This window comes from Bacillus cereus group sp. MYBK15-3 (assembly GCF_051916765.1).
GTDB classification, from domain to species: Bacteria; Bacillota; Bacilli; order Bacillales; family Bacillaceae_G; genus Bacillus_A; species Bacillus_A cereus.
Genome location: NZ_JBQAHG010000001.1, coordinates 856786 through 869929 on the forward strand (window position 1 = coordinate 856786; position 13144 = coordinate 869929).

Genomic DNA, 13144 nt, shown 5'->3' on the forward strand with positions numbered 1-13144 from the left:
TAAAAGTAGGGGGTTATTCCTTTTGTATAGCGGACAAAATAACAGCAAATTCAAAAACTATTACAGAAACATACCAATATTTACCCTTTTCCTTTGACTATTCTTTTCATTTGGATTTATTATAAAAGTATAACATAATTGCAGGAGGTGACATCTTTATTCCAAACCTTGGAATGGAGAACACGCTTGGACATATTAAATATTTTTCTCATCTTTGTACTTATTCTTATTTCTGGCTTTTTCGTTGCATCAGAATTCGCTGTTGTAAAAGTACGAAAAAGTCGAATTGACCAACTTGCAAATGAAGGTAATAAACAAGCTTTAGCTGCAAGAAGCGTCCTATCTAATTTAGATGTTTATTTATCAGCTTGTCAGCTCGGAATTACAATCACTTCTTTAGGGCTTGGTTGGCTTGGTGAACCGACTGTGGAACATATACTACGACCGCTCTTTGAAAAAATTAATATTACTGGAACAATGGCTAACACTTTATCTTTTGTTATTGCTTTTAGTGTTATTACATTTTTCCACGTTGTATTAGGTGAATTAGTTCCAAAGTCTTTCGCAATTCAAAAAGCAGAAGCAATCACACTCAAATTTGCAAGACCGCTTATTTTATTTGATAAAATTATGTACCCATTCATTTGGCTACTCAATAGTACTGCTATATTTTTCACAAAATTACTTGGATTAGAACCTGCGAAAGAAAGTGAACTTGCTCATTCTGAAGAGGAATTGCGACTCATTTTAGGTGAAAGTTTTAAAAGCGGTGAAATAAACCAAACCGAATATAAATATGTAAATAACATTTTTGAATTTGATGATCGAGTTGCAAAAGAAATTATGGTTCCTCGTACCGAAATGATTTGCTTATCTACTGAAAATACGTTAGAAGAAAATATGGATATCGTCGCTACTGAAAAATATACACGCTATCCAATTATCGAAAAAGATAAAGATGATATCATTGGGATGATCAATACGAAAGAAGTATTCCATGATCAAACGAAAGGTATTTATAAACCACTTGAATCTTATATACATCCTGTTCTAACTGTATTTGAAACAGTTCCAATTCGTAAAACGTTAGTCCATCTTCAAAAAAATCGCGTTCAGATGGCAATCGTTATGGATGAATATGGTGGTACTGCCGGACTTTTAACAATGGAAGATATTCTTGAGGAAATCATTGGAGAAATTCAAGATGAATTCGATGCGGATGAATCACCTATGATTGAAAAGCGTACACCTAAGCTTACTGTTTTAGATGGAAAGGTGCTTATTTCTGAAGTAAATGATATGTTTGGCCTACATATTGATGATAGTGATTTAGATACAATCGGAGGATGGCTTCTTTCTCAAGCAGTTGACTTAAATATTGAAGCTGGCTATTCCATTGAATATGCTGGTTTTCAATTTAAAGTATTAGAACTTGATGGACATCAAGTCAAAAAAGTTGCTGTACATAAACTAGATATTAAAAAGGAGCTATAAAGTGACTGTTTTATTAACAATTTGTATCATTGCCTGTTTCATTGTTTCATTTCTCGCCTTTATTTATCCAATTATCCCTGGCATACTAGCTGTCTGGGCTGGATATTTGATTTACCATTTCGGTATAAATGGAGGCGAATTAACAACTTCTTTTTGGATTATTCAAGTCATTTTCACTCTTTTCATTTTCGTTGCTGATTTTATTGCAAATGGATATTTCTTAAAAAAATACGGTAGTTCTAAATGGGGCGAACGTGTCGGAATGATTTCTATCATTGTCGGATCGTTCTTCTTCCCACCATTCGGACTTATTATCATACCGTTCTTATCAGTATTTATAACAGAACTAGTGCATAAAAAAGCGCCAAAAGATGCCTTTCTAGTTGGAGTCGCTACTGTAGTTGGTTTTTTAAGCAGTACAGTAGCGAAAGCAATTCTCCAAATCATTATGATTATCATCTTCTTGTGTTATATCATCTTTTAACCATCCCGACTTCGGGATGGTTTTTTAATATGCAATACCTACTCGACTATTTTCATATATGTTTTTCTTACATAGATCCCATGCAAAGTGTGCTGTATCACCCACTGTAATTTTTGATCCACCCTCTGGCAATATATCTTTTTCAGTTCGATATACCTCTGTCGCCTCACCATCTATTAAATGTGTCGGACAAACAACTGTCCAACATAAATTATTACTATTACTTAGTACTTTATATGCAGCCAAATGATCTTCCGCTGCCGTTGTCGTTTTCCTTTTTGATTCCGTTGATTGAAAACGATATAAATTTAGATTTGTTCTTGCTTGTAAAATACCAGCTGTTCCTATTGTTATGATTCTACGAACCCCTTCTTCTTCCATTTGCTTAATGATTTGTGGCATACTCTTCCCTAATGTTCCATTTTGATCCGTTCCAAGTGTACTAATTACTATATCGCTTCCTTCTATCACTTTCTTTATATCATTTTCGTTCAATACATTACCTTCTATCACTCGTAGCCTTTCATGTTGTATTTCTATTCTATTTAAATCACGCGCTAATGCAGTCACTTCAGCTGAATCCTTTAATGCTAAATTAATTATGTTTGAACCTACTCGTCCTGTTGCTCCCAATATACATACTTTCATTTGTTTTCCCCCTCTTTCATTCTCTTTCTATTTTTCAATAATCTCAGTCAATTTACAACAAAAAAGCTTCCTCATATATGAGAGGAAGCTTTATTATTACTTTATTTCTTTTCTTTAGAATCAGTAGACTTCTCGGTTCCGCTTGTTTCTTTATCCTTTTTATCCTCTTGTTGTGTTGTTGTGTCGTCTTCTTTCTTCTTGTCCTCACCTTTACTACAACCTACCATTAATAAAGAACTTGCAAGTGCCATAGCAGTTAATGATTTAACCCATTTATTCATTTGCGTTTCCTCCTTGTGATAGAATATGTACAACCTCATATTACTCTCTATTTTTAAAGGAGAGATTGAAAAACAGTAAATATACGGTAAATTTTTGTAAATCTTCTGATAACAAAACCTGATTTTATTTCATTTCCAATCGATACACAATAAAACTAGTTTTTTCTCTCAATGGACGTAAAAAAACTAAGGCGCATACCATTTCGCCTTAGTTTCTCATGCAAACTTTTCATTTTCATATAGATGTGTAATCTTATATTCCTTCTTCATAACATATTGCCACACACTATAAGCGTAACGGTTCATTTTCAGGAAACAATTTTCCAAAAATGAGCGAAACTCTGGATTAGCAACTTCCACTGCAACTTGAGCAAACTTTAAAGCTAATCGTTTCAAGTGCGCAATATAACTGGTTGCAATATGAATATCCCCTGTATATTTACTAACTGTTTCCTTTTCCATTTCATGCAAATCAAACTCCGTTGTTTCACAGGTTATATGCTGCACATTCTCTCCTTCTTGAAAATTTACTTGTTCATTATATGCTTGTAACATATATGGTAAATGGTGCTGTAATAGATTTTTTAATTCTTCGTCTCTGACCTTTCCAGCATACTCTCCAACCTTGTATATTAGCATATAACTATATCTCATTAATTCTTTCATACAGTCCATTAAAGCGCCTCCCTTCTCTTTTGTCCATATACTATAAATATGATGCTAAAACATTCGCTATTCTTGCTAAAAACCAATCCCATCTACTAATTTTCTCAAAATCTTCTTCAGAAAATCGTTTTGATTTATGAAAGTCTACCTGTAATCGACTCCATACTTCATCAACAACGGTTTTATCATATATGATACAGTTAGACTCGCAATTTAAATAAAAACTTCTATTATCAAAATTCGCTGTCCCAATATCAACAATTTCTCCATCAATGATTGTTACTTTCCCATGAAAAAATCCATTTCGATATTGATAAATCTCCGCTCCAGCATGTAACATATCTTTCAAATATGGATAGGCAGCTTGTTTTAACAATATGGCATCACTTTTAAATGGCACGAGAATTTTCACATTAACACCACGATTTAATGCAGCTTTTAACTCTTTCACCATTTCTTTACTTGGTACAAAATATGGTGTAGCGATAATTAAAGACTTTTTAGCCTGCTTTAATAGTGCTCCATATTTTTCCCATAAGCCTTTTCCATTTGAAAATAAATATTGATATTTCACATTCCCTAATGTAGGTATACTTTCATGTATAGGCATTTTTTCTCCTGTATCTTCTTTCCAATCTTCGGCGAACTTTCTTTCCATATCCGCTGCACCCTCACCATGGATACGCACGTGATAATCACGCCATGGCCCAAACTTTGGATTTTGTCCAAGGTACTCCTTTCCGATATTAAAGCCACCGACGTATGATACCTTTCCATCTATCGTAACAATACGTCTATGATTTCGTTGATGCAAAGAATAGAACATATTTTTCAGTTTCGGTTTTTTACTAAATGTAAACTTCACACCGTTTTCTTTTAATCGGCTAATTACCTTTTTCTTCAGCTTATATCCGCCTACCCGATCGACTGACAATTTCACTTCTACTCCGCTAGATGCTTTTTTCTCTAATAACTGTAAAAACTCTTGGCTTATTTCGTCTTTTCCTACAATATAAAAATGGATATATATATACTTTTCTGCATCGTTTATATCGTCAAATAATTTTCTATATAACTCTTCACCGTTCGTATATAGTTGAAATTCCCCTAATCGAACTTGTCCTAATTCATATTCACTAGCCATTTCCTTCCCCATTTCCACATCGATGTTCATCCAAATGAATACACCTATTAAACAAAGGATTATAGCGAAAAAGTGCTTCATGGATAAATTCCTTTCTCCACTTACTGTTATTTCTATATCTTCCCTTTTTTATTACATTATCATTCAAGAAAATATGTCATTGCATGATATATGTCCATATCAAACAATAGCTCATTTGCATATTGTATGTTGTATCTTAAAATAAAAGGAGGAAATAACAATGGGCTTCGCACATGGTAATGGATTTGCGCTATTAGTCGTATTATTTATCCTCTTAATCATCGTCGGTGCTGCTTGCTTCTGCTAAGTAGCTACTGTCATATGATATGTGGATGAAAAAACTATAAAAGCGGACACCTATTTTTAGGTGTCCGCTTTTCATTTTAAAACCATTTCCGACTGCTATAGTAACTTAAATGGCTAAATATTCATCTCAAAAGGTTAACAATGTGGCTACTTTCTTACTCTCTGCCTTACGTATATGACGCTGTTCTGCACGTAACACAGCAATACGATGTAATTCTTTCTCTTCTTCGGTTTCAGGGATAACACGCGGTACTGGAACTGGATTATTTTCCTTACTAAGTGCCACAAAAGTAACGAATGACGTTGCCGCTATACGCTTCTCACCTGAAATTAAATCTTCAGCCACTACCTTCACAAACACTTCCATCGAAGTTCTTCCCGTCCAAATTACGAAAGATTCATAACTAACACAATCTGAAGAACGAACAGGATGTAAGAAATCGACCCAGTCCATAGATGCTGTGACACATTCCTTTCTTGAATGTCTGGATGCTGAAATAGAAGCAACCATATCCATCTCCGCTAATATCTTCCCACCAAATAGCGTGTTATGATCATTTAAATCTGTTGGGAAGACTCGGCTCGTTTTGAACACCCTTGACTCATTGGCTGTTTTCCCCTTTACTTCTGTCATTGTTATCACCCCTTTAATGATCTATCCCTAATATTTCAATAATCACTATACTAAATGAACTACACGTTTAATATTAACAACATTCAGAACTTTTAGTCCACAAAAAAGAACCGATTTTATCAATCGGCTCCTCTAAATACATATTGTTCTTTCGGCTGTTCAACTTTATTCCATTTTGTTACTTCTAATACAGGAATATTCGCATGAAACGGCTGATAAAACTCAGTAGTTATCTCTCCTTCTACTTGAATCCAGTCATCATTATTCCACTCTACGCCTTCTGGTTTTTTCACTAACATACCATACACACCAGAATCTGCTACGCAATGTATAATACCGAAACGGAATAAGAAGTATTGTTCTTTTTTAGAAGAATCATCTCTAAAAACAAACCCTTTAAAAGATAATTTTTTCCCAGTAAACTCGCCAGGATAATTATAAATTGTTTCCATACCCTTTAGGAAGTCTTCATCTTTCAAATTAATATTGTCTTTCGTAACAAACTCTTTCTTCCCTTTTTCCATTACACCGCGGTATCCTTCTTTCCCGTAATAAATGCTCGTATCAGGTCTTAGGAATTGTCTTGTCATAAATGGATCCTTACTTTCTGCTTGTGCAACAGGAAAGTGAAAGCCCTTCGCTTTAACAATATCCGAATCTAGCGTCGCAATTGGGAAAAATAACCCTGAGATAATTGGAAAACAAAACAATGAGTACGAAAATGCTTTTTTCCACCATGTATTCTCATCTTTTGAATGATCATGCCCGCAATGGCTATGGTCGCAACTGCAATCATTTTTCTCTTTTTCCTTTTGGTGCTCTTTTTGGAAAACGACGATAATTTGTATAATCGTTAAGAAACCTAAAATAATTGCTGCTGTTGTTGATAAATAGGCATACTTCATATTGATATACTTCGTAATGTTACCAGAAATATGAAGCTGCGCAATTAATATTGTAAAACCTAATAATATATATGCTCGAAACATAACCTACCACCCCATCGCATAAATGAGTAGTGAGCTTGCATAAACAACAAGAGTAACTGTAACTATAACAACAATTACAAATTTCGTTTTAAATGTCGCAAGCATCATAAACATATTTTTAATATCCACCATCGGTCCGTAAACGAGGAACGCGACAAGTGAAGCTGTTGAAAACGTACTTTGGAACGAAGAAGCGATAAATGCATCTGCCTCTGAACAAAGTGATAATATATAAGCAAGTCCCATCATAACAGCTGATGAAGAAAACGGACCTTGTCCAATAGCAAGAAGTGTTGAAGTTTGTACAAACGTTTGTACCGCTGCTGCAATTAACGCACCTAGTACTAAATATTTTCCCATTGAGAAGAATTCCTCAACAGCGTGTGTACATACATCCCACATTTTTTTACGCAGTGGACGCTTATTATTCACTTCTGGGAAGTGATCATCTCTTAATTGATGTTCTTTAAACATAAAGGATAATATAATTCCAACGATAATGGCTACGATAATCGCTACAATAGAACGATACCATACCATGTGCATACTACTCCCAAAGGCAACATAAGTAGCAAATAATACAACTGGATTAATAATAGGTCCAGTTAACATAAATGCAATCCCTGCGTATGGTGGAACACCTTTTCCAATTAATCGTCTTACAATCGGAACAATTCCACATTCACAGCCCGGAAACAACATACCTAAAAAAGTAGCTAATAAAACAGACAGAAATCGGTTTTTCGGCATCCATTTTGCCACCATATCTTCTGTCACGAACATTTGAATGAATCCTGAAATAAATACACCAATGAGCACGAAAGGAAGTGCTTCGATCAATATGGAGATAAAAATTGTATTCATTTGCAGGAATGCTTTCGGTAATTGAAACAATTCCATGATGTATTTCCTCCAACTTTTCATTAACAATATGTAATTTTAACCCCATTTCATTAATTGAACAAGGCTTATATGGAATACATACCCTTTATATACATTACATTGTACAAGTTATATTCTATTCAAAATTTGAGATTTCATAGCAAAAAAGCTGCTCTAGCGTAGTTGTATAACTATGCTAGAGCAGCTTTCTTATCTTTAAAAGTAACGTTTCTTCCAAAAAACAAAAGCTAACGTGAAAGATAGTGTTACACATATGATGAGTACAATTACAAAACCGTGGGCTTCTCCTTCAAACGGAACCTTTACGTTCATTCCAAAGAAACTAGAAACCATCGTCGGTAAAGATAAAATGATCGTAATTGACGTTAACAGTTTCATAACACTATTTAAATTATTTGATATAACGGAGCTAAAAGTATTCATCATTCCACTTAAAATATGACTATATATTTCCGCCATTTCAATAGCCTGTTTATTTTCAATTAATACATCTTCTAATAAATCTTGATCGTCTTCATACATTTTTAAAAATGTACTATTACGCATTAACTTTTGAATTACAATTTTATTAGCCTTTAATGACGTTGTAAAGTATACTAAGCTTTTCTCAAGGCCTAACAATGTGAAAATCTCTTTATTTTTCATTGACTGATTTAATTGATGCTCTAAATCAATTGTTTTTCGATTTATTTGCTTTAAGTATCTTAAATAATAAGTAGAAATCGTATATAAGAGCTGAAGTGCAAAGCGCGTCTTCTTAAACGTATAAAATTCTTTAATACGTTGATTAATAAAACGTTCAAAAATTGGATTCTCTTCTAAGCAGATTGTAACAAAACAATCCGGCATCACAATCATACCTATTGGAATCGTGTCATAAATCGAATTTCCTTCTTCGTCATGTCTAACTGTCGGAATATCGACGATAATTAAAGTATTATTGTCTTCCTTTTCAATACGAGAGCGTTCTTCATCATCCAAAGGGTCTTTAATGAAATCTAAGTCTACATTTAAAGTTTGTACTAGATATTGAATTTCTTCTTCTGTTGGATGAAGTACATTAATCCAGCACCCCTTTTGCATTTCCTCAATCTCTTGTAGTTTTCCGTTTCGGTCTGTTAAATATATATTTAACATACTATCACCCCGATTCTTTTTACATGTAGGAATCTACCTCTCTTAAATCACAGTTTTTAAACCGCCATTCTCAGCATATGAAACATACGTTTAAATTTCAATAGAAAAATTATTTTGAAAACGTTTTTATAAGAAAAATATTATAAAGTGAAACTTTAATCAGTGGGGACTTCATCCCCCACTGATTTTCAGCCCTCACCAATCGGGCTTTTACGGGCTGCCCGCCCCCAACCAAACTTCTTTTCTTTCGCTGAATTTTGAGATGAGGATCTTACTGCCCGTTAGAGCGGGATAAACATAGAAAAAGACAGAGTGCTCTCTGCCTTAAAAGCTTATGTTGCCTTTATAACATATTTAGAAAGCATCCACAAGTTAAACCCAACTGAAATCGTATAGCCCGCGTATGTTGAAATGATAAAACTTACATAATCGAAATACGGAAGCAATACAATATTTAAAACTATCTTCACAATAATTCCAATCACTAGTCCTAGCACCGTCTTCTGCTGTTGATTGATTCCTTGTAGCATAGCAGCCGTTACTGTAAAAAGAGAAAATAGTATGCAAGCAGGAGCATAATACTGTAAAATGATTCTCCCCATCTCTGGATCATTTCCAGCACCAAATAAAAGGGTATATACAGGCTTGGCTAACACCATCATTCCAATTGCCGCCGGTACCGTAATCGCTACTACTAATACATTTGTTCTCGTAAAATGTTTGTACAATAGCTTCGTATTTCCTGCTGTATAAGCTTTCGTCATCTCTGGTACGAGAGACATACTAAAAGCTGTCGCAACGGATACCGGGATAAGCACAACCATTTGAACAAGGCCAATTATTGCATTAATTTTTTCCGCTTCGCCTTGCATATACCCTATCTGTATAAGTAGTTTATTAATTGTAAATGTATCAATCGTCTGATACAACGGAATTGCTAAGCCTACTACAACAAATGGAATAGAATATGTAAAGAGCTCCTTATAAAGCGAGAAAAAAGATTTCGTTGTTTGTGGTATACTTGCCATTTCTTTTTTCTTTAAGTGCCTTCTCCTTCTCATATAATACGCACTTAAAACAGTTAATCCACCTACAGCTCCCATAAAGGCACCGAACGTTGAAATACCAACTGCTAGCGAAACAGAAGCTTTTAAAACATATAAAACAACAAAGCTTCCTATTAAAATGGTTAAAACCCGAAAAAATTGCTCCACAACTACACTTAATGCAGAAGGCCCCATCGATTGGAATCCTTGAAAGAAGCCCCTTAATAAACTCATTACTGGCACAAGTATTAACGCAAAACTTACAATTCGAATATTAGTAGTAACCGCTCCTACACTATTCCCCGTTTGATCATTCCCATCGATGACAAGTTTAGCTAAATGCGGAGCTAGCATATATAACGTAAAACACGAAATGACTCCCATTATAAACATAAACACGATTCCACTTTTCAACACTCTCTTAACCGTATGATAATCATTCAGTTGATCATATTTTGATACCATCTTTGAAACAGCTAGCGGTAATCCCATTGTTGCTATGCTGAGCATGATGGTATAAGGACGATATGCGTATGTGTATAGAACGTAACCACTCGTACCGACCATCGCTGTAAATGGTATAACATATATAAACCCTAACATTTTTGATATCATCGTTGCCATCGTTAAAAATATCGTTCCACGTATAAACGGTGACCCTTTCATCACATTCCTCCGCTACGCTTTATTATTACACATTATGGACAACTCCTTTTCTTTAGAACCGAAACAAACAAAAAAAGCCAATGAATTATCATTGACTTTAACGCGCTGCTTTTTTCTTTTTGAAATACTTTAAACCAAAGTATAGAGCAATAAAAAGAACAGCTCCTATAATTATGTAATGTGTGTAATCAGATGCATACTCTTTAATTTGTCGCCAATTCCCACCAAGTTTTTCACCTAAGTATATAAATAGAATTGACCATGGAATGATCGCTACAACCGTATAAAGTGTAAATAGTTTTAATGGCATCTTAGCTAGTCCTGCTGGAATAGAGATCGCATGACGCACTACTGGGATAAAGCGCGCAGAAAATATTACGCCTGCTCCATAACGCTTAAACCAACCTTCCGCTATGTCTAAATGATGTTTATTAATAAGTAGATATTTCCCATATTTCTCTACAACCGGACGCCCTCCGTAGTATCCAAGCCAGTATAAAAAGATTTGCGCTAAAGTACCACCAATCGTTCCGGCGATAACTGCACCCACAAAACTAATTTTACCATTTGCTACTAAAAAGCCAGCATACGAAAGTACAATTTCACTCGGGATTACTTCAATCATTAAAGCAAGAGCTACTCCAAAGTAACCTAAGCTTGCAAAAAATTGCAATAACTGATCTATTATGTTTGCTAACATGTTCTTTTTTATCTCCTTTTTTCTTCACATACCATCCCATTATTACATAAAGGCTGCAATCTGCCAATATCTTCATTTTAACAATATGTACAATTCAAGCAGGATTAATCTATTAATTTCTCTTTCTGCGGGTCTTTCATGTAGGCAAACATCTCTTTAATTTGGTCTTCTGTATTTCTAGCAATTGATAAATTAGGCAATTCATTTTCACCAAAAAACTCCACCTCTTCTGTTTCAATGCTAGTTTTCTTTTCTCCACCAATAATCTCGCATCCAATGAAAATCTTATATACATGCGTCGCCGATGGAGATGGTTGATGTTTTTCTTTATCAAATATAGCTAGTAACTTAAAATGATCTACCTCATAACCAGTCTCTTCGAAAACTTCTTTTGCTGCAACTTCGGTTGGCGTATAACCGACATCAGCCCATCCACCTGGCAATGCCCATTTCCCATCGCTTTTTTCTTTCACAAATAATAACTTTTCATTTTGAAAAACAACCGCTCTTATATCAACTTTAGGTGTTTGATAGCCTGTCTCACTTGCAAATAACTTCTCTACGATTTCCCAATCTGTTTTCGTGTAATGTGACATCATTGAAATAGAAATATCTCGTAATTGCTGGAAACGTTCAATATCATACACATCCTTAGAATACGTTAAACCTGCTTGAGCTATAGATTGTATTTGTTTTACCCAATCAATCCATTTAATCGTCATATATCCGCATCCCCATTCTCTATCAAATATATTACTTCATTTTTATTGATACATCTTTATTATACAAAAAAAAAGAGATTGATAACGTTTCAATCTCTTTCAAAATTAATCCAATTCATGTAAGTGGTCTTGTATATACTTTCTTCTCTTATTTATATATTCATAAATCATATCAGCCTCTTGATCAAATGTTTCTAATTTTTCTTTCATGTATGGATCTTGTAGTAAATATGGACGAATCAATTCACACAACCCTTCTACTTTCGGCCTCATAAACGAAACTGTAAATTGATCTTCTAATATTTCTTCTAAAATACTTCGATACTGCTTTCTAAATACAGGTATGTCTAGCAATCTTGCACTCAACGTATTATAACCTTGAATACGAATATATTCATGATTAAGCGGTCTCCCTTGTACATCTCGCCCCCAAGTCGCATCATAATCCCACGGTATAACTTCAAATAAATTTGTTTCATCGTTATGATATAGTGCATAGTTATGAACAAAACCATCAAAGTTTTGCGTAAAAATAACTCCTGCTAACCATCGTAAATATTTATCTACATGTAGAAACTTCCCAATCTCTTTTTCATAGGCTTCCCTCGTCAAAGTATTCGCTTGAAATACAAATTCACTCAGCTGTTCTTCACTATTTTTATTCGAATATTTAAATTCATAACCCGCAAAGAGCTCTGTCTTAACATCTTTATCTCGTTCACTCATTAATGAAAAATTCGCATCATCATCTATCGCATAATAAATAGAACCACTCGGTAATCCTCTATTTTTCAAAAAATTTTCATCAACCGATTCTAACTGTAAATACACACCTTGAATTTGACCATTAATTTTTATAAATACATGTTGTGATTTTGGCGAAAGTACACCAATATCATGAAAAAAATCTAAAGATAATTTATTTCGTATGAGAGACGGATCCATAAACTCCGAATTCAAATGAAACTCTTTCGCACCTTGAAATTTTTTAGGCTTATAAAACATAACATGATAAGACTTTTTCTCAAATTCGCGAATATGAGCTCCTCTGTATACGATATCAATATCATACTTCTTTTTTCCATAAGTCAATTTTGCTGGTACTGGACTATCTGACCAAATGTCCTTTTTCAATTCCACTAAGTACATTGGATGAACAAAAAAATCATATGAAGGCAGCATGTTTTCTCATCCCTTCTCAGTTCTCTTCATTCAATGTATGCGCCTTGTCTTGTCCATACATCCGCAATCATCTATTTATATAAAATTACACTCTTGTCCTGTTCAGAAAGATGCCTACATA

General features: G+C 34.3%; 15 protein-coding genes. 3 read left to right on the plus strand and 12 right to left on the minus strand.

Going from position 1 to position 13144, the window contains the following annotated elements; translation table 11 throughout:
* Positions 1 to 186: 186 nt before the first annotated feature.
* Both ACTFR8_RS04350 and ACTFR8_RS04355 read left to right on the plus strand, forming a co-directional pair.
* Positions 187 to 1494, plus strand: a complete 1308-nt coding sequence (locus ACTFR8_RS04350; protein WP_000353738.1) for a hemolysin family protein — start codon at positions 187 to 189, stop codon at positions 1492 to 1494.
* A gap of 1 nt (position 1495) precedes the next feature.
* Positions 1496 to 1978, plus strand: coding sequence for a DUF456 domain-containing protein (locus ACTFR8_RS04355; RefSeq protein WP_000217334.1), 483 nt, complete (start codon positions 1496 to 1498; stop codon positions 1976 to 1978).
* Between the two features lie 24 nt (positions 1979 to 2002).
* Here ACTFR8_RS04355 and ACTFR8_RS04360 read toward each other — a convergent pair whose 3' ends face one another.
* From ACTFR8_RS04360 to cls, 4 genes are all read right to left on the minus strand, one after another.
* Entirely contained in the window at positions 2003 to 2626 is a 624-nt protein-coding gene (locus ACTFR8_RS04360) for an NAD(P)-dependent oxidoreductase (RefSeq protein WP_000861655.1), read from the minus strand.
* A 101-nt stretch (positions 2627 to 2727) separates the two neighbouring features.
* A complete protein-coding gene (locus tag ACTFR8_RS04365) occupies positions 2728 to 2907 on the minus strand; it encodes a hypothetical protein (protein WP_001045960.1) in 180 nt (59 codons plus the stop codon).
* Positions 2908 to 3123: 216 nt separating this feature from the next.
* A complete protein-coding gene (locus ACTFR8_RS04370; protein ID WP_000340542.1) occupies positions 3124 to 3582 on the minus strand; it encodes a spore coat protein in 459 nt (152 codons plus the stop codon).
* Positions 3583 to 3613: 31 nt separating this feature from the next.
* On the minus strand, positions 3614 to 4798 hold the full coding sequence (cls, locus tag ACTFR8_RS04375; protein ID WP_002004934.1) for a cardiolipin synthase: 1185 nt from the start codon (positions 4796 to 4798) through the stop codon (positions 3614 to 3616).
* A 160-nt stretch (positions 4799 to 4958) separates the two neighbouring features.
* On the opposite strand from cls, the gene ACTFR8_RS04380 reads away from it, so the two are divergent.
* Positions 4959 to 5045, plus strand: a complete 87-nt coding sequence (locus ACTFR8_RS04380; protein WP_000505094.1) for a YjcZ family sporulation protein — start codon at positions 4959 to 4961, stop codon at positions 5043 to 5045.
* 126 nt (positions 5046 to 5171) lie between these two features.
* Here ACTFR8_RS04380 and ACTFR8_RS04385 read toward each other — a convergent pair whose 3' ends face one another.
* From ACTFR8_RS04385 to cotH, 8 genes are all read right to left on the minus strand, one after another.
* Positions 5172 to 5678, minus strand: coding sequence for an acyl-CoA thioesterase (locus ACTFR8_RS04385; RefSeq protein WP_000141164.1), 507 nt, complete (start codon positions 5676 to 5678; stop codon positions 5172 to 5174).
* Positions 5679 to 5797: 119 nt separating this feature from the next.
* Positions 5798 to 6667: a TIGR03943 family putative permease subunit gene (locus ACTFR8_RS04390; protein WP_000488043.1), complete on the minus strand. Its 870-nt coding sequence runs from the start codon at positions 6665 to 6667 to the stop codon at positions 5798 to 5800.
* A gap of 3 nt (positions 6668 to 6670) precedes the next feature.
* A complete protein-coding gene (locus ACTFR8_RS04395; protein ID WP_000418716.1) occupies positions 6671 to 7567 on the minus strand; it encodes a permease in 897 nt (298 codons plus the stop codon).
* A gap of 198 nt (positions 7568 to 7765) precedes the next feature.
* Positions 7766 to 8707, minus strand: a complete 942-nt coding sequence (locus tag ACTFR8_RS04400) for a magnesium transporter CorA family protein (RefSeq protein ID WP_000932389.1) — start codon at positions 8705 to 8707, stop codon at positions 7766 to 7768.
* Positions 8708 to 9039: 332 nt separating this feature from the next.
* Positions 9040 to 10419, minus strand: coding sequence for a putative polysaccharide biosynthesis protein (locus tag ACTFR8_RS04405; RefSeq protein ID WP_000678847.1), 1380 nt, complete (start codon positions 10417 to 10419; stop codon positions 9040 to 9042).
* A 97-nt stretch (positions 10420 to 10516) separates the two neighbouring features.
* Positions 10517 to 11119: a DedA family protein gene (locus ACTFR8_RS04410; RefSeq protein WP_000880691.1), complete on the minus strand. Its 603-nt coding sequence runs from the start codon at positions 11117 to 11119 to the stop codon at positions 10517 to 10519.
* 104 nt (positions 11120 to 11223) lie between these two features.
* On the minus strand, positions 11224 to 11841 hold the full coding sequence (locus tag ACTFR8_RS04415; protein ID WP_000153576.1) for an NUDIX hydrolase N-terminal domain-containing protein: 618 nt from the start codon (positions 11839 to 11841) through the stop codon (positions 11224 to 11226).
* Between the two features lie 105 nt (positions 11842 to 11946).
* Entirely contained in the window at positions 11947 to 13023 is a 1077-nt protein-coding gene (cotH, locus tag ACTFR8_RS04420) for a spore coat protein CotH (protein ID WP_000937999.1), read from the minus strand.
* Positions 13024 to 13144: the final 121 nt, after the last annotated feature.

Coding starts and splice junctions, on each gene's coding strand:
- ACTFR8_RS04410 (WP_000880691.1), bottom strand. CDS start 11,119: ATGTTAGCAAACATAATAGATCAGTTATTGCAATTTTTTGCAAGCTTA.
- ACTFR8_RS04400 (WP_000932389.1), bottom strand. CDS start 8,707: ATGTTAAATATATATTTAACAGACCGAAACGGAAAACTACAAGAGATT.
- ACTFR8_RS04360 (WP_000861655.1), bottom strand. CDS start 2,626: ATGAAAGTATGTATATTGGGAGCAACAGGACGAGTAGGTTCAAACATA.
- ACTFR8_RS04385 (WP_000141164.1), bottom strand. CDS start 5,678: ATGACAGAAGTAAAGGGGAAAACAGCCAATGAGTCAAGGGTGTTCAAA.
- ACTFR8_RS04415 (WP_000153576.1), bottom strand. CDS start 11,841: ATGACGATTAAATGGATTGATTGGGTAAAACAAATACAATCTATAGCT.
- ACTFR8_RS04405 (WP_000678847.1), bottom strand. CDS start 10,419: ATGAAAGGGTCACCGTTTATACGTGGAACGATATTTTTAACGATGGCA.
- ACTFR8_RS04365 (WP_001045960.1), bottom strand. CDS start 2,907: ATGAATAAATGGGTTAAATCATTAACTGCTATGGCACTTGCAAGTTCT.
- cls (WP_002004934.1), bottom strand. CDS start 4,798: ATGAAGCACTTTTTCGCTATAATCCTTTGTTTAATAGGTGTATTCATT.
- ACTFR8_RS04370 (WP_000340542.1), bottom strand. CDS start 3,582: ATGGACTGTATGAAAGAATTAATGAGATATAGTTATATGCTAATATAC.
- ACTFR8_RS04390 (WP_000488043.1), bottom strand. CDS start 6,667: ATGTTTCGAGCATATATATTATTAGGTTTTACAATATTAATTGCGCAG.
- cotH (WP_000937999.1), bottom strand. CDS start 13,023: ATGCTGCCTTCATATGATTTTTTTGTTCATCCAATGTACTTAGTGGAA.
- ACTFR8_RS04380 (WP_000505094.1), top strand. CDS start 4,959: ATGGGCTTCGCACATGGTAATGGATTTGCGCTATTAGTCGTATTATTT.
- ACTFR8_RS04395 (WP_000418716.1), bottom strand. CDS start 7,567: ATGGAATTGTTTCAATTACCGAAAGCATTCCTGCAAATGAATACAATT.